Annotated in this window: 16 protein-coding genes; 8 read left to right on the forward strand and 8 right to left on the reverse strand. The window is 62.8% G+C overall.

All coding sequences use genetic code 11. The annotated features are described in order from the left end of the window. The first annotated feature begins 49 nt into the window (after window positions 1-49). From HT585_RS05435 to HT585_RS05445, 3 genes are all read left to right on the forward strand, one after another. Window positions 50-2,884, forward strand: a complete 2,835-nt coding sequence (locus HT585_RS05435; RefSeq protein WP_176351937.1) for a DUF2339 domain-containing protein — start codon at window positions 50-52, stop codon at window positions 2,882-2,884. Window positions 2,885-2,893: 9 nt separating this feature from the next. Then, window positions 2,894-3,550, forward strand: a complete 657-nt coding sequence (locus HT585_RS05440; protein ID WP_176351938.1) for an HD domain-containing protein — start codon at window positions 2,894-2,896, stop codon at window positions 3,548-3,550. Window positions 3,551-3,629: 79 nt separating this feature from the next. Continuing rightward, window positions 3,630-4,481 carry an MOSC domain-containing protein gene (locus HT585_RS05445; RefSeq protein ID WP_176351939.1) on the forward strand — a complete coding sequence of 284 codons (852 nt, stop codon included), beginning with the start codon at window positions 3,630-3,632 and terminating at the stop codon, window positions 4,479-4,481. A gap of 22 nt (window positions 4,482-4,503) precedes the next feature. Here HT585_RS05445 and HT585_RS05450 read toward each other — a convergent pair whose 3' ends face one another. Further along, the gene (locus HT585_RS05450; RefSeq protein ID WP_176351940.1) at window positions 4,504-5,427 is read right to left on the reverse strand and encodes a phytanoyl-CoA dioxygenase family protein; all 924 of its coding nucleotides are present in this window, start codon (window positions 5,425-5,427) and stop codon (window positions 4,504-4,506) included. Between the two features lie 128 nt (window positions 5,428-5,555). On the opposite strand from HT585_RS05450, the gene HT585_RS05455 reads away from it, so the two are divergent. The 5 genes from HT585_RS05455 to nadC all read left to right on the forward strand — a co-directional run bounded on the left by HT585_RS05455 (window position 5,556) and on the right by nadC (window position 11,633). Further along, window positions 5,556-6,422, forward strand: coding sequence for a helix-turn-helix domain-containing protein (locus tag HT585_RS05455; RefSeq protein ID WP_176351941.1), 867 nt, complete (start codon window positions 5,556-5,558; stop codon window positions 6,420-6,422). 105 nt (window positions 6,423-6,527) lie between these two features. Beyond that, complete coding sequence (locus HT585_RS05460) at window positions 6,528-7,766, forward strand: MFS transporter (RefSeq protein WP_176351942.1); 1,239 nt, start codon at window positions 6,528-6,530, stop codon at window positions 7,764-7,766. A gap of 169 nt (window positions 7,767-7,935) precedes the next feature. Further along, window positions 7,936-9,015 (forward strand): quinolinate synthase NadA, encoded by a 1,080-nt coding sequence (gene nadA / locus HT585_RS05465; protein WP_176351943.1) that lies wholly within the window; start codon window positions 7,936-7,938, stop codon window positions 9,013-9,015. A 55-nt stretch (window positions 9,016-9,070) separates the two neighbouring features. Beyond that, window positions 9,071-10,669 carry an L-aspartate oxidase gene (locus HT585_RS05470; protein WP_176351944.1) on the forward strand — a complete coding sequence of 533 codons (1,599 nt, stop codon included), beginning with the start codon at window positions 9,071-9,073 and terminating at the stop codon, window positions 10,667-10,669. Window positions 10,670-10,724: 55 nt separating this feature from the next. Then, window positions 10,725-11,633, forward strand: coding sequence for a carboxylating nicotinate-nucleotide diphosphorylase (nadC, locus tag HT585_RS05475; RefSeq protein WP_176351945.1), 909 nt, complete (start codon window positions 10,725-10,727; stop codon window positions 11,631-11,633). Between the two features lie 111 nt (window positions 11,634-11,744). On the opposite strand, the gene HT585_RS05480 is transcribed toward nadC, so the two are convergent. The 7 genes from HT585_RS05480 to HT585_RS05510 all read right to left on the reverse strand — a co-directional run bounded on the left by HT585_RS05480 (window position 11,745) and on the right by HT585_RS05510 (window position 16,491). Continuing rightward, window positions 11,745-12,059, reverse strand: coding sequence for a hypothetical protein (locus HT585_RS05480; RefSeq protein WP_176351946.1), 315 nt, complete (start codon window positions 12,057-12,059; stop codon window positions 11,745-11,747). Window positions 12,060-12,203: 144 nt separating this feature from the next. Next, complete coding sequence (locus tag HT585_RS05485; RefSeq protein WP_176352195.1) at window positions 12,204-13,184, reverse strand: NUDIX hydrolase; 981 nt, start codon at window positions 13,182-13,184, stop codon at window positions 12,204-12,206. Window position 13,185: 1 nt separating this feature from the next. Further along, on the reverse strand, window positions 13,186-13,725 hold the full coding sequence (locus HT585_RS05490; protein WP_176351947.1) for a tyrosine phosphatase family protein: 540 nt from the start codon (window positions 13,723-13,725) through the stop codon (window positions 13,186-13,188). Continuing rightward, window positions 13,726-14,334, reverse strand: a complete 609-nt coding sequence (locus tag HT585_RS05495; protein WP_176351948.1) for a YfbR-like 5'-deoxynucleotidase — start codon at window positions 14,332-14,334, stop codon at window positions 13,726-13,728. After that, on the reverse strand, window positions 14,331-15,176 hold the full coding sequence (gene ygfZ / locus HT585_RS05500) for a CAF17-like 4Fe-4S cluster assembly/insertion protein YgfZ (protein WP_176351949.1): 846 nt from the start codon (window positions 15,174-15,176) through the stop codon (window positions 14,331-14,333). The genes HT585_RS05495 and ygfZ overlap by 4 nt, the downstream gene beginning before the upstream one ends. 257 nt (window positions 15,177-15,433) lie before the next feature. Further along, window positions 15,434-16,204: a hypothetical protein gene (locus tag HT585_RS05505; protein ID WP_176351950.1), complete on the reverse strand. Its 771-nt coding sequence runs from the start codon at window positions 16,202-16,204 to the stop codon at window positions 15,434-15,436. A gap of 17 nt (window positions 16,205-16,221) precedes the next feature. Then, window positions 16,222-16,491: a hypothetical protein gene (locus tag HT585_RS05510; RefSeq protein ID WP_115420638.1), complete on the reverse strand. Its 270-nt coding sequence runs from the start codon at window positions 16,489-16,491 to the stop codon at window positions 16,222-16,224. Window positions 16,492-16,548: the final 57 nt, after the last annotated feature.

A 16,548-nucleotide genomic window follows, 5' to 3' on the forward strand; every position in this document is an offset into this window, starting at 1 on the left:
ATTCTGTATGGTCGCGGTCGGCCTGCGAATATTGCCGCCAGGGGAAAACATGATTGAACTGATTGCCTTAGTCGCATTTGCTCTGGCGCTCTCTGCCTTTTTCGGTGGTCGGAAAACAGCAGAACGGTTGGACCGCGAAGTCGCCGCGCTCAAGAAGGAGATCGCGCAGTTGAGCGCGGGCGAGCGTCTTGCGCCGCCCGTAGATGCTGCTGCGTCGGTTGAGGCTGCCGCAGTTTCGGAGCGGTCTTCCGAAGCCACGATCGAGGATGATGAAGGCGTCGAAGCGCTCTCGGCAAGCGCGCGCGAAGGGGCAAGAATCTTCGGCAATGCCGAAGCGCTGAACACTGAAAGCGCACCCAGCGAAGCCCTGGCGGCGAACGTCGAGGCGGCTTCGGTCGAGAACGCGCAGCCGCGCCAGGTGGAAAGCCTGGAAAGCCGCCTCGGTGCCCGCTGGGCGGTCTGGGTCGGCGGTATTGCGCTCGCGCTCGGCGGCGTCTTCATGGTCAAGTATTCTATCGACGCCGGCCTGCTGAGCCCGGCCGTCCGCCTGACGCTGGCAGCCCTCTTCGGACTGCTGCTCGCCGGTGCCGGCGAGGTCATCCGCCGTCGCGCCGTACCCGTCATCGCCAATGAATTCCAGAATGCGATGATTCCCGGCATTCTCACGGCCGCCGGTGCCGTCACGCTGTTTGGTGTCGCCTACGCGGCCTATGAGATTTATGGCTATATCGGCACGACGACGGCCTTCGTGCTGCTGGCGATGATTTCGCTTGCGACCGTCGGCTTGTCGCTGCTGCATGGGCAGGCCCTGGCAGGCCTTGGTCTGCTTGCCTCGCTGATCACACCGTTGTTGGTCTCGAGCGATGAACCACGCCCGTGGGTGCTCTTCGGATTCCTTTCGATCGTCTGGCTGGCGACGTTGCTGGCGTCGCGGCTGCGGCGCTGGATGGTCGTGCCGACGCTTGCCAATGTCGGCATCGGGCTCTGGGGGCTCGCCTATGTCACTGCCGTCTCGCCCTTCGACGCGATGCCGGTCGCCTTTGCGCTGCTGGTGATGCTGCTGGGTGTTGGCGTCGTCTGGCCGGGTGCAGAGGAAACGGACGTGGACGCGTTCACCGCGCCGTTGCCTGAGGTGACGAATCGTCCTGTTGCGGTCGCAGGCCCGTGGGAGAAGCTCTTCACGCCGGCCTACGCGGCGATCAGCGTCTCTGCGGCGATAGTCGCAACCGTGCTCGCCCTGATCTTCATCAGCCCGGCCGTCAGCGCGGTAAGCTACCCCGTCAAGCAGTTCTTCGTGGTCATCGCTGCCCTGGCCGCGCTTGGGGCGTGGCGGGCAAATGCCGTCTATCCGGCACTTCTGTCTGCTCTCGGCGCCATCGCCGGCATCGGCAGCCTGACGGCGCTGAGCGGCGTGCTTGCCTATCTCGATCCTTCGCTCGCGGGTGTCGCGCCCGAGATTGTTTTGCCCAGCCGCACCGCGACCCTGACGGCCCTGCTGCTGGCAACGCTGTTCGTGCTGTTCGGTGCATTCGTGCTTGCTCGCCGTCTGCGCGAGCATCCACAACTCGCGATTCTCTGGGCCGGCATTGCTGCCGTTGTCCCGGTTGCTCTGACGACGATGTCGTTCCTGATGACCGGCAACTACGCGTTCGACCTGCCGCACGGCCTGTTTGCGCTGGTTGTCGGCGGTGGTCTGCTTGCCTTTGCCGACTGGCTCTATCGCCGTGATGGCGAAAGCGAAGGCCTTGATATCGCTGCCAGCCTTCTCATCGGCGGCTCCTTCGCGCTGTTCGTCATTGCCCTGCACGCCTGGACCGACGGCCTTGTCACGACGCTTGCGATCGCGCTGCTTGGAACCGCCTATGCCGGCGCGACCCGCATTCGCAACTGGTCGATCCTGCCCTGGATAACCGCAGCTGCGGCCATCGTCGCTCTCGGCCGCATCGCCTGGGAGCCAACGATCGTCGGCGCGGAAAACCTCGGGACCACGCCGGTCGTCAATGCGCTGTTGCCGGGCTATGCTATTCCGGCGCTGTTGCTGGTCGCTTCCGCCTATTTCGTTCGCTCATGGCCGGATGCGCGGGTGCGCAACGTGCTGCAGGCGCTGGCGAGCCTCTTCGTGCTGTTGACGCTGGCGATCCTCGTTCGTCATGCCATGAATGGCGGCTTGCTCGACAGCGCCGTGCCGACGCTCGGCGAACAGTCGATCTACACATTGCTGGCGATCGGCGCCTCCGGAGTGTTCATGACGCTCGACATGAAGTCGCCAAGCCCTGTCTTCCGCTATGGCGGCATGGGGCTCGGCGTGTTCTCGATGCTCTCGGTTCTCTCGGCCCACCTTTTCGGGCTCAACCCCTATTTCAGCGGGGAGCTTCTCGGGCGCATCCCGTTCTTCGACCTGCTGCTGATCGGCTATCTCCTACCCGGCATCGGTTATGCCGGCCTTGCCTGGTACGCGCGCGGAAAACGCCCGCTGCCCTATGTCATGGCGCTCGCCGTCAGCGGCGCGATCCTCGCCTTCGCCTGGGCCACGCTTTCGGTCCGTCGCCTCTGGCAGGGGGAGAACGTGGTCGACTGGAAAGGTTTCCTGCAGGGAGAGACCTACACCTATTCGGTCGTCTGGCTTTTGCTGGGCGTTGCTCTGCTGGTGGTCGGCTCGCGCTTCAATGCCAAGAGCATACGCATCGCCTCGGCCGCGCTTGTCTTCATCGCCGTTCTGAAGGTATTCCTGATCGACATGTCCAATCTCGAAGGTTTTCTGCGCGCACTGTCCTTCATCGGGCTCGGCGGCGTCCTGATCGGCATCGGGCTGTTCTATCAGAAAATCCTGTCGGGCGCCGGTGTGACGCGGCAGCCATCCGCTGCGCCGACACAGCCGCAGTAGGAGCCAGCGATGACACGCGATATTGCACTCGCCGCGGCGTTTGCGCCGCACGCCGACCTCGCCGCCATTCTCCTGCCGCATGCCTTTGCGGCAGACGACGGTTCGCATGACGCCTCCCATTTGATCCGCGTCTGGAAGAACGCGGCCCGGATCCAAGTGGAGGAGGGCGGTGACGATCGCGTGCTTGCCGCTGCCGTGTTGCTGCATGATTGCGTTTCGGTGGAGAAGAATTCGCCGCATCGCATGCAGGCCTCGAGGCTGGCCGCGGAAAAGGCCGAGAGCATTCTGCGCGGTCTCGACTGGACGGCAGAAGACATTGCGTCCGTTGCCCATGCGATCCTCACGCACAGCTTTTCTGCCAATATCGCACCCGAGACGATCGAGGCGAAAACCTTGCAGGATGCCGACCGGCTGGACGCGATCGGCATGGTCGGCGCTGCCCGCTGCTTCTACATCGCCGGGCGCATGGGCAGTGGTCTTTACGATCCGCTCGATCCCTTGGCCGAGGACCGCGAGCTCGACGACAAGGCCTTCGCCATCGACCATTTCGAAACCAAGCTGTTCAAGCTCGCCGATGGATTTCAGACGGCCGCCGGCCGCAGGCTGGCGCTTGAACGCCAGCAACGGCTGCGCGATGTGCTTGCCATGATGCTGGATGAAATCTAAGCCTTTCAACAGATTACTACGGCCTGGTGAATCAGATCGTCAGGCGTCTGAATCATTTTCTGAAGACGAAGGAATTGCCATGAAGGTGACCGGACTGAACATTCATCCGCTGAAGAGCGGCAGGGCGATCCCGCTTGAGACGGTCACCGTCAAGCTCGACGGTTTCGAGGGCGATCGGCGTTTCATGCTGGTGGAGCCTGACGGGCGCTTCATCACCCAGCGCGAACTGCAGGTCCTGGCGCAAATCGAGGCGAGCCACATCGATGGTGGCGTGCACCTGAAGATGGGTGACAAGACGCTGTCGGTGCGCTTCGATCCGGACAACCGGCTCGGCGTTCGCGTCTGGGCCAGCGATGTCGATGCAGCGGTGGCGGACGATGCTGCAAACGAGACGCTGTCGACCTGGTTCGGCCGGCCCGTCAAGCTTGCGCACATGGATGCGTCGGCGGAACGCTTCGTCGGTGAGGAATGGGCCGGCACCGCAGCCCCCGTCGGCTTTGCCGATGGTTTTCCCGTGCTGATCACCACCACCGGCTCGCTTGCCGATCTCAACAGGACGCTCGTGCAGAAGGGACAGGAACCCGTCGGCATGGATCGGTTCCGCACCAACATCCTGCTCGATTGCGACGAGGCCTGGGACGAGGATTTCTGGGAGAGCCTGGAGATCGGCGGCATCCGCTTCGATTTCGTCAAGCCCTGCGCGCGCTGCATCATGACCACCCAGGACCAGATTACCGGCGAGCGCATCGGCGGCAATCCGGTCCAGGGTCTTGCCGAAAAGCGCATGTCGGCCGACCGTCGCGTCGCCGGCGTGCTGTTCGGCTGGAACGTCGTGCCGCGCGGCGAGGGCACCTTGAAGCTTGGCGACGAGGCCCGGATCGTCAGCCGGCGCGCGGAGCGCTGGCCGATGAAGGTGCGCGCCTCCGCTTAAGAAGCGCTCTGCAGCGTTTGCCTCAGAACCAGGGCGTGACACCGAGCAGTTTTGCCCCGAGGTCCGAGAGGTTGGCGGGCGTCGCATTGCGCCTTTCCCATTCGCGCGGGTCGCCCGGAAAGGCGTCGCGCTTGGGATGGTCGAGTTCGCGCCAGAGCCGCACGCGTTCTTCGCGCTCGGCTCTGTTGTCCCATTCGGCCGGATGCATGGAAATGTACTGCGCCATGCGCACCCTTCCATCGGAATGGTTTGGCCGCACGCCATGGGCAAGCAGGCTGTTGAAGATCATCAGGTCGCCGGCCTCCATCTCGATGTTGGTGGTCGCAAGGCCGGACATGTCCGGGTGCATCGAGTCTCGGTCTGCGGGCTGGGTCTTCTCCCAGACCTCGAAATTCTCAAACAACTCGGGAACACACTGAAAGCCGCCGACGTCGCCATCCTGCTTCTTCAGGCTGAGCACGCCCTGGACGCCGATCGGCAGTGGCCGGATCGAGGTGTCGACATCCCAGTGGATGAACCCGTTGGGATTGCCTTTGACCTTCTTTGGCGGGTTGAGATTGGCCCGGTCGATCGTCACCCAAAGGTCTTCGCGATCCCAGATATCGACGAAGGCGCCATAGATGCGTGGCTCCTGGCGATTGTCCCAGAGATACTGGTGATTGTAGATTTCCAGCATGCCGGTGTTGTTGAGTTCCTTCATCTTGTGCTCGCGGCGCTGCGGCGCGTACCAGGTCGTGGGATCGGCAGGATCCTTCTCGTCGAAGCGCCAGAGCAGATCGACAAGCCGCTCGACATTGGCGGCCGGAACGGCCTGCCGAACGATGACGTATCCCCTGGTGATCCAGTGCTGCCAGTCCTCTTCCGAGAGCACGCGCAAGGGTAGGCGCTTCTTGATGTCCTTCAACTGCGTTTCTGCGGCGGCGGTGGGGTGGCTGTCTCTGAGCATGCCGTTGGCTCCTCTGCGTCGGCCTCTGTCTGTCGATGCCGAAAGTTTAAGCGTTTCGCCGCGGCAGTGTTGCCTTCCACAGGCAAAAACTGATACTAATCTGGCGCCATCAGGAGGGTGGATGCAATATGAAGGCCGTTCTTCAGAAGATTGTCCGGCCGACGGATGCATCGTCGGTCATGCTTGATCGCCGGCTCGATGATTGCATCCCCTTCCAGTGGCATCATCATCCGGAGTTCGAGCTGACCCTGACTCTGAATTCACGTGGTCAGCGCTTCGTCGGCGATCACATCGGTACTTACGACGATGGCGACCTCGTTCTGGTCGGGTCGAACCTGCCGCATACCTGGCTTTCTTCCTCCAAGGTCGATGAAGTGGCGCCCCATGTGGCGCTGGTGCTCTGGTTTCACCCGGAATGGGTGGAGCGGATGCAGGACGGTTTCGTCGAGCTCGGCCCTGTGCGGGCGATGTTCGATCGCTCGGCGCCCGGGCTTCAGTTCTCGCAAGAAGTCGCGCATCGCATCCGGCCGTTGTTCGAGCGGCTGCGAACCCTTGCACCTGAAGAGCGACTGCCCGATGTTCTCGCCTTGCTGACCATCCTTGCGCGCGATGAGCATGCGACACGGTTGTCTGAGAGGGTGGTCGCTGCCTCGGGAAGGGCAGTCGATCGCGGTCGCCTCGACCGCGTGCTCGACCACATCCATCTCAGCTATGCCGAGAACCCTTCCATAGAGGAGCTTGCGGATATTGCCGCCCTTAGCCTCTCGGGCCTGCACCGGTTGTTCCTGCGGCATCTTGATATGCCGATTTCGCAATATCTGATGCGTCTCAGGATCGGCGAGGCCTGCGCGTTGCTTTCGGGCACCGAGAAATCCGTTGCCCATGTGTCGGAGATGGTCGGCTATCGCTCGATCGCCAATTTCAATCGGCAATTCAAGGCGCAGAAGGGCATGACACCGCGGCAGTTCCGCCAGAGATTCCAGGCAAACGGATGAAGGTTTCCGGGGCCATCAATTCCAGTGATCGCGCCGTCAATTTAATTGGCTTTTATCTATTTTAGCGCCCGCGTAGGATCTTGGCTCGTCATCAGGAGAAGATCCATGTCCGCCATATCGGGAGCATCTGCGCCGTCCAGCGTTCGCCAGGAAATGCCCTGGCTGATCATCGTCGCCGGCTCGATCGTCGCGATGCTCACCTTCGGCCCGCGCTCGGCGATGGGCTTTTTCCAGCTGCCGATGCTGGCAGAGACCGGGTGGGACCGCACGACCTTCGGTCTGGCGATGGCGTTGCAGAACCTCTGCTGGGGTGTGAGCCAACCTTTCTTCGGCGCGATCGCCGACAAGTTCGGCACCTGGCGCGTGCTGACTATGTCCGGGCTCCTCTACGCCTCGGGCCTGTTGATCATGGCCCATGCCGACGCGCCGATCTGGCTGCATATCGGTGGCGGCGTGCTGATCGGCATGGCCGTCGGCTCCGGCTCGTTCGGCATCCTGCTGTCCGCGTTTGCCCGCAACGTCACGCCCGAGCAGCGCTCGATGGCCTTCGGTATCTGCACGGCGGCAGGGTCTGCCGGCATGTTCCTGTTCGCGCCGCTGAGCCAGGGGCTGATCTCGGCCTACGGCTGGTCCGACAGCCTCGTCTATCTCGGCATCCTGATGCTGCTCGTACCGCTCTTTGCCATTCCTTTGCGCGGCAACTCGTCCTCCGGCAGCCAGTCGGAGGCGCAGTACAAGCAGTCGATCGGTGAGGCTCTGAAGGAGGCGCTCGGGCACAAGAGTTACCTGCTGCTGGTCTCGGGCTTCTTCGTCTGCGGCTATCAAGTGGCGTTCATCACCGCGCATTTTCCCGCCTATATCGGCGATATCGGTATCGACGCCCGTTACGCCGTGATCGCGCTGGCGCTGATCGGCTTCTTCAACATCATTGGCTCGCTATCGGCAGGCTTCATCGCGCAACGCTACTCCAAACCCTATTTCCTGGCGTGGATCTACATTGCCCGGTCTGTCGCCGTCACCGCGTTCCTGCTTTTACCGCAGTCGCCGACGTCGGTGATCGTCTTTGCTATCGTCATGGGCCTGCTCTGGCTTTCGACCGTGCCGCCGACAAACGCGCTTGTCGCCATCATGTTCGGCACGCGCCATCTCGGACTGCTTGGCGGCATCGTCTTTCTGTCGCACCAGGTGGGCTCGTTCCTGGGCGTGTGGATGGGCGGATATCTCTACGATCACTTCGGATCCTACGATCCGGTGTGGTGGCTGGGCGTGGCGCTTGGCCTGTTTGCCGCCGTCGTTCATTGGCCGATCGAGGAGAAAGCCGTTCTCCGTCCGGCCATGGCCTGAAGAAAACCGTGAACGGAACGTCGCGAAATGCGACGTTCCGTTCTTGAAATCTGTCACAAAACTTTCTAAATCAACCCATGCGGCTTTGCCGCTTTTGTTTTGGTTCAATTATGCTCAAGTTGAGCATAATTGAAGAGCCGCCCGAGAGAGGGGCGGAGAGGAGACTTCGATGACGCAGCTTGATTCCCGCACGCAGGGCGTGGCGAACCCGGTTTTTGTCAGCGCCGCCCAGCGCTTCGGCATCATCGAAAGACCCGAGCTTGCCTTTACGCCGGCAGTGGCGCGCGAAACGGAGCACCTCTACGAGAAGGTGAAGGACTTCATTCCCGCGATCGAGTGGCCGGTCTATGCGCCCTATGTTCACGCCATCAACCGGCTGAAGAAGGAGCGCAACGCCGTCATCCTCGCGCACAATTACCAGACGCCTGATATCTTCCATTGTGTCGCCGATATCGTCGGCGACTCGCTGCAGCTCGCCCGCGACGCCGCCAAGGTCGATGCCGAAATCATCATCCAGTGCGGCGTCCACTTCATGGCTGAGACCTCGAAGCTGTTGAGCCCGGAAAAGACGGTGTTGATCCCGGACGGCAAGGCCGGCTGCTCGCTGTCGGAATCGATCACCGGAGCGGACGTGCGGCTGCTGAAGCAGCGCTACCCCGGCGTTCCCGTCGTTACCTATGTCAACACCTCGGCCGACGTGAAGGCCGAAACCGATATCTGCTGCACCTCGTCGAACGTGCTTGCGGTCGTGGAAAGCTTCGCCTCGGACACGGTGCTGTGCATTCCCGACGAATATCTGGCGATGAACGTCGCGCGCCAGACCAACAAGAAGATCCTCACCTGGAAGGGCCACTGCGAGGTGCACGAGCGCTTCACCGCCGCTGAACTCCTCGCCTACAAGGAAGCCCATCCGGGCATCGAGATCATCGGCCATCCCGAGTGTCACCCGGATGTGATCGCCGTCTGCGATTTCGCCGGCTCGACATCGGGCATGATCAATTACGTCAAGGACAATCGCCCGTCGAAGGTGCTGCTTGTCACCGAATGCTCGATGGCGTCGAACATCCAGGCAGAGATCGAGGGGGTCGAGTTCATCAAGCCTTGCAACCTCTGTCCGCACATGAAGCGTATCACCCTGCCGAAGATCCTCGACAGCCTGCTGACGATGACGGAAGAGGTTCTGGTGGATCCGGCGATCGCCGATCGGGCGCGCCTTGCAGTCGAGCGCATGGTCAACCTCAAGCAATAACACCTGCCGGGCGAAAGGCCCGGCATACAAGCATGCGCTGGAGGAGAGCCGTATCATGCTGAGAGATCATTTCCGCCCGCAATCCTTCAACGGGATTGACGACATCGTCATCGTCGGCGGTGGCCTTGCAGGCCTCTTCTGCGCGCTGAAGCTCAGCCCTCGGCCGGTCACCATTCTTGCCGCCGCACCGATCGGCCACGGCGCCTCGTCGGCCTGGGCGCAAGGGGGCATCGCCGCAGCGATGAGCCCGGGCGACACCTTTGAAAAACACGTCGCCGACACGCTGACCGCGGGAGCAGGCATCGTCGACGAGAAGATGACGCGCATGATGGTGGCCGAAGGCCCGGCCCGCATCCACGATCTCCTCGAATATGGCGTCCCCTTCGACCGCGATCTCGAAGGCAAGTTGATCCTGTCGCGCGAGGCCGCTCATTCGGAGCGCCGCATTGTCCGCGTCAAGGGTGACATGGCCGGCAAGGCGATCATGGAAGCGCTGATCACGGCGGTGCGCAACACGCCGTCGATCCGCGTCATCGAAGGCTACGTGGTCGAAGAGCTGGTGCGCGAGGGCCGCTTCATCTCCGGCGTCATCGCCAGGCCGGATGCCGGCCAGTCGAAGAAACGTGTTTCGTTCCCGGCGCGCGCCGTGGTCCTTTGCTCCGGCGGCATCGGCCACCTCTACGCGGTGACGACCAACCCATGGGAAGCCTGCGGCCAGGGTCTCGGAATGGCGGCCAGGGCAGGGGCGATCATCGCCGATCCGGAATTCGTCCAGTTCCATCCGACGGCCATCAACATCGGCAAGGATCCGGCGCCACTGGCGACCGAGGCCCTGCGCGGCGATGGCGCACATCTCGTCAATTCGGCCGGGCATCGCTTCATGCTCGACATTCACCCGGATGGCGAGCTTGCCCCGCGCGACATCGTCTCGCGTGGCGTGTTTGCCGAGGTCCAGGCCGGGCGCGGCGCGTTTCTCGATTGCACCAAGGCGGTCGGCAAGCATTTTCCGGACATGTTCCCGACTGTCTATGCTTCCTGCATCGGTGCCGGCATCGATCCGGTGACGCAAGCCATCCCCGCCGTGCCTGCGGTGCATTACCACATGGGCGGCGTGTTGACGGATGCCGAGGGGCGCACTTCGATCGACGGCCTCTGGGCGGCGGGCGAAGTGACATCGACCGGCGTGCACGGCGCCAACCGTCTCGCCTCTAATTCGCTGCTGGAGGCCGTGGTCTTTGCCGCGCGCATCGCGGAAAACATCAAGGGCACACTGCCGACGCCGCAACTGACCCAATGGGGCGACAATGCCGGCGAGAACGACGATCCGGTCACGGTGGAAGACAGCCCGCAGCTCACGGTTCTGCGCGGTCTGATGAGCGAGTGCGTCGGCGTGGTCAGGACGCGCGAAAGCCTGTTGCGGGCAATTCGACAAATCTCGGCGCTCGAGCGCGACAACGCTCGCATGCGCTTCACCAACATCCTGACCACCGCCAAGCTGATTGCCGTCGGCGCGCTTCGCCGCACCGAGAGCCGCGGCGGCCACTATCGCGCCGATTGCCCTTCGGAGCAGCCGGAATGGCGCCGCCGCACCTACCTGACGCTCGCCGAGGCCAACCGCGTGGCGGCCGAGGTGGCGGAAACCGAAACGGCCTGACCATGACGACGTCATGGCCGCGGCCTTGAGAATACAGACAGGGAACAACCACCAGATGACCGCAGCCCTTCGCCCCGAACTGCCCGCCCTGATGGTCGAAGATCAGGTGCGTGCCGCCTTGCTCGAAGATCTCGGCCGCGCCGGCGACATCACCACCCTGTCGACCATCGGGCCGGAACTGACGGCAACGGCCGGCATGAATTCGCGGGATCCAGGCGTGATCGCCGGGCTCGAGCTGGCGCGCGCGGCGTTCCGGCTCGTCGATCCTTCCATCGTCTTCGAGGCTCTGGTTGCCGACGGCGACCGCGTGAAACCGGGAACGGCGATTGCCCGGATCTCCGGTCGCGCCCGGGGGCTTCTCTCAGCCGAGCGTGTCGGCTTGAACTTCCTCATGCATCTCTCGGGCATTGCCACCTACACGGCGAAATTTGCCGACGAGATTGCCCACACCCGTGCAAAAGTCTGCTGCACGCGCAAGACGATCCCTGGGCTGCGGGCGCTGGAGAAATACGCCGTTCGTCTCGGCGGTGGTTCAAACCATCGCTACGGCCTCGACGACGCCGTGCTGATCAAGGACAACCACATTGCTGTCGCCGGCGGCGTTGCCGGTGCCGTGCACGCCGCTCGCGCCTATTGCGGTCATCTGGTCAAGATCGAGATCGAGGTCGATGGCCTCGACCAGATGCGTGAGGCGCTGACGGCAGCACCCGACGTCATCCTGCTCGACAACATGGGTCCTGAGCGCCTGCGCGAAGCCGTGGCCATCAATGCCGCCCATTGGCAGCTTTCCGGCGGTGCCTATGCCGCCGATCCCAGGCGCACGCGTTTGGAAGCTTCGGGCAACGTTAGGATCGACACGGTCCGCGCCATCGCCGAGACAGGCGTCGACTATATCTCGACCTCCAAGATCACCATGGCGGCACCGACGCTCGATATCGGTCTCGACATCGCGATCAAGCGCTAAATCACGTGATGCGTAGCGGTCGCCAAAGCGCTTGAGGCGTGCCAGGCAAGGCCTTGAATCGATTCCGGTTTAAAGAACTGTCCAGCGACCGTCGCGCAATTGAGTCCGGCGTTATCGCTGCTGAATGAACGGACAGACGACGCGTTGGTCGATGGTGATCTCCGTGCCGCAGTCATAGCGGCAGATTTTGAACTGCCCTCGCATGTCCTGGCCGTTGAGATTGCAGATCGTCACCCCAGGTTGGCCGCCGCCCATCGGGCTGTTCTTGAAATAGTCGGGGATCGCCTTGTTCCCTTGCGGGTTCGGCACGACAGGCTGGTCCGAACGGTTGTTGAAATAGTCGGGGACCGCGTTGTTCCCCTGCGGGTTCGGCAGGAGATGCTGATCCGTCAGCAGGCTGGTGAGCAGCGCAAGCGCAAGCAACATTTATTCTTCCTCGGCGGCAGAGCCGGCACTTTATCTAAGTGAAGGAATATAGCGCCCACTGGCCGAAGTGTTAGATGCAGCCCGCATTTAACCCCGCGACAGCCATTTTATCGCCAGCAAGACTGCTCGGCCGCTTCCGGAGTGTTATGCGGACGACGAGCGACCGCCCACTTTGAGGCCGGGTGCGGGGCGCTCGTCAAGGATTTGGCGTCGGAAGCGGAAGAGTGCGGCTGGCCTTCCGCCGGTCGACGCCAGCGTCATGCCGGTCGGCTCGACCAGCTCGGCGCCTTCGACAAGGCGCCGAAAATTCTGCTTGTGCAGGTGCCGGCCGGAAATCGCCTCCACGGTTGCCTGCAGATCGGTGAGAGTGAATTCGGGCGGCATCAGTTCGAAGATGACCGGCCGGTACTTGATCTTGCCGCGCAGGCGGGCGATCGCGGTCGCGACGATACGGCGGTGGTCGTGGCGCATGGCCTGCCCGGCGACGGCGCCGTCCTGCTCCCGGCTCCGGCCGTCGATCGCTGCCTCGCGCACGAGACCCGCCTCGTAGAGCAGTTCGTAGCGCTCGAGCACGCGCTCCTCGTCCCAGGGGAAATCGCCAAGACCAAAGGCAAGCCGGATGCGCGCGCGTCGTTGCGTGCTGGGCGCCATGCGATCGTCATCGGATGGGCCAAGCTCCCAGCGGGAGAGCGCGGGCAAGATCACCTGGTCAAGGATGACAGGGCGGCCCTGTCGCCAGTCTTCCCACGGCAGATAGCCGTACCAGTCGCGCCAATGCGCACCGGCCTCGGCCAGCCGCTCGGTGTTTTCGGTATCGGTTCGCGTCAGCGCGAGGTAGCCGACCGAGACCATATGCTTGCCCTCTTCGCCCGGCAGTCGTTGCCGCCCGCGGTCGCCGAAGGTGTAGAGCTGTTCGATATAGCCGAGCTTGAGCGCCGTGCGCTTTTCCACCCGGTCGCGAAGGCTGGTCTCGAAGGTGCGGTGACGGGCGGGATCGAAGGGGCCGAACGGCAGGCTGTCGTGCGCGTCGCCGTCCGCCTCGTTGATGGCGAGAATGCGTGGGCTGCGATTGACGACGGCGACGATGGCCGCGTTGAGACCAATTTCGACCGTGACTGCCTGCATCTCAGACGCCAACACCGGCTCCCTCGGCAACAAGCGGCAGCACGAAAGGGACATTGCCGTCCGTGTCCGCACCGCGCCCGATGGAGCGTACGGCAGCAACCAGCCGTCCACCGCGCGACAGGACGGCGTCGCCGATTTCGACCAATCGCGTGTTCGGCGTCGCATAGGGCGAGGCAAGCCGCAGCCGCTCGACCAGGTCCTGGTCGTCCAGTTCGGGCTCGACGGCAAGCGCGGCGATAAGGGCGGCGGCCGGCGATCTTGAAACGCCCATCCAGCAATGAACGAGCATCGGACGCGTGCGGTCCCAGCCTTTGGCGAAGGCGACGATCTGCTGGACGTGCTCCTCCTGCGGTGCGATGAGCCCGCCGGTGCCGGCAAAGCTGATATCGTTCATCCCCAGTGTCAGGTGCCGTGCCTTGGAGATAACGGCCGGACGATGGAAGTCCTGGCCTTTGGCAACGAGGCTCAGCATTTCGGTGCAGCGGTGGCGCACAGCCATTTCGGCTATTCGGGCCAGCGGCGATACGACGATGTGGGACATTCAGGCATCCATCCTGGCTTTGGCGCGTTCCGTTTCGAGTGCAGCAAAGCGCTCGGTAAACAGCCGCTGGGCCTCGATGGCAGGCAAGGGTTCGATCAGCAGGCTGTCACGGGTAATGCCTCGTGGCTGCCCGAAAAATTTTCGTGCTTCTTCGGTCGAAAAGCCGGCAAGCACGGTGGCCTCGAAATAGGCGGCGACATGGTCTGCCTTCTTGATCCGGTCCTTGAGCTCCTTCGAGCAATGGGCAGGCAGCCCGAAGCGCAGATGGATGGCACTTTCCAGCCGGTTCTCGACCAGTTTGTAACCGCCCCCGACCACGGCCTTGAACGGAGAGATCATGTCGCCGATCACATATTCCGGTGCGTCATGCAGAAGTGCGAACAGGCAGTCGTCGGCTTTGCATTTGTAGCTGCGGCGAAAGATATCTTCCACCATCAGGCTGTGCTGGGCGACGGAAAAGGCGTGGTCGCCGGCGGTCTGGCCGTTCCAGCGGGCAACGCGGGCAAGGCCGTGGGCGATGTCGCTGATCTCGACGTCGAGCGGCGACGGGTCGAGCAGGTCAAGCCGCCGGCCGGAAAGCATGCGCTGCCAGGCACGCGCCGAAGTCATGCGCTTGCCTCATCGGCTGAGGTTGGGAAGGCAAGCCCGGTCCATTCCGGAAGTGTCAACGTGACAGGGACGTCGCCCGCCAGAAGCTCAACGCCGTTCGCCATCGCTTCGCCTGCTTTATCGATCCGCACGATCGCGAGCGCCGATGCACCGCGCACCGTGCCGAGCGCACCGATCGACTTGCCGTCGGCGGTGATCGCCGTGCCGCTTGGCGGAAGCGTCGACACGCCGGCGACGATCACCACGCGGCGACGGGGTGTGCCGCGGTGCTGCATGCGCGAAACCACTTCCTGGCCGACATAGCAGCCTTTGCGGAAGGAGAGAGCGCCGTTCTTGTCCATCAGCACATCGTGTGGGAAGGCGTCCTGCAGCGCGTAATCGGGGCCGGAAACGGCAATGCCGGAGACGATCCGGAGTTGATCGAGGTCGGTGGCGGACGCCGCGTCCGTATCGGCTTCGCCATACGAGCGAAACACCGCAGCACCCGCCTTTTCGAAGCGATGGTCGCGGTAACCGTCAGCCTGCGGCTCGTCGAAGACAACGATGGTGGGGGTCGCCGTGTCGAGCGCCAGCGTCACCGCCGAGCGCAGCTTGTACATGGTCAGCCGCTTCAACAGCGCCTCGGCCTGCTCGGCGGCGGTTTCCAGCCGAAAGCCGTCGCCTTCGCGGGAAATCATGAAATCGAACAGGATTTTGCCCTGCGGCGTCAAAAGCGCTCCAGGTCTGGCCTCATCCGGGGTGAGGGCATCGAGATCGGTGGTGATCAGACTCTGCAGGAGGTCTTCCGCGTCTTTGCCGGAAACGGAGACGATCGCGCGGTCGTCAAGGCGAACTCTGGGCATGGCTCGAATCCTGTTCACATTGCCGAACAGGTAGGATGTTCAGGGATGAACGGCAAGCGTGTCGGCGGCGCTTAAAGCGCTTCATCTTCAAACGGAAGCGATTCTGTTGGCTCAAAATGGCCGGTCCGCACGAAGGATGGCGCAGGGCGATGCCGATCCATCGGACAAGCCATCCGACACAGTGGGCGGTCGTTTTCAGCCAACCAGAAGAGCCGGAGGAATTTCGGCAGGATGCTTCCGTTTAAAGAAGAAGCGCTTTAGTCGCCGGCGATGAAAAATTTCCACTTCCCGTCGGGCATGATGCCGACCCGGTAGAAGTTGTAGCTGCCAAATTCTTCCATGTCGGCAAAATCACCCGCCGTCACCAACCGGAAGAGGTCGACCTTTTCCGGAGCTGTCAGTGATGCAAGCGGCTTTTCGGCGAAATAGGGCCAGACATAGGCTTCCTGCGGCGTGCCCTTGTCGACCTGGACGAAGCCGGTCGAAAGCACGTCGAGCAGGATCGCCAGGATCTCGACGCCGTCCTGGTCGCCCGACAGGCTCTTCAGGATCGCGATCGGGTCTTCATCGGCGCTGACGCCGGTAACCTGGGTCTGGGTAGGGCCCTTGCCGAGAAGCGGACGCAGCCGCTCGATATCGCCCGAGGCCGCAGCTTCGACGATCAGTTCGCGCATGCGCGCCACCGGGGCCGGTATCTTGGAAACGTCGCTCAGGACTTCGATCGGCTCGACCGTCTTTGGCTCTTCGACGGCCTGATCTTCCCTCGTTATCGTCACCGTTTTTTTGATCAGCGGGTCCGGCATCGGAATTTCGAGCGGGAGCTTTTCTTCCTGGTCCGGTTCTTCCTCTACAGGCTCGGCCGGCGGAGGGGGCGTGTTCTGGTCGCTCGCGACGGCTTTCGGTTCATCTTGCAATTCGCTGAGCGCAAACGCAGGCGCCGTCATCACCGGAGCGCAGAATGCGACACCGGCCAGAAGCAGCGTAACAAGGCGAACCGGAAAGGTCCGGTTGGCATGGTTCCGGCTCATAGGGGCAGTCCTGCTAATTACTGAAGCGAGCGTTGGGGCGAAAATTCACCGGCGAGCATGCGCTCGCGAAGCGAATTGAGCATCGCTTCCGCACCGTCTTCACCATGAAGCCGAACGGTTTCCCGCATGGCTAGAGCGATGGCCGCATCGGCGATGATCTCTGGCTCGATGCCATCAGCCATGCCGTCCGCCCAGGCTTCGTTCTGGTGTTCCAGCGCTGCCTGCATTTTCTCGTGGACGATCATGTCATCGATGTCGGTCAGGCTTGGTTCCATCATTCGTTCCATGCGACTTCCATTGCTGCAAGTGGCTCACTCTAACGTCGTTCGGCTGAACCTCAACTG

The organism is Ensifer oleiphilus (assembly GCF_013371465.1).
Lineage (GTDB): Bacteria > Pseudomonadota > Alphaproteobacteria > Rhizobiales > Rhizobiaceae > Ensifer > Ensifer oleiphilus.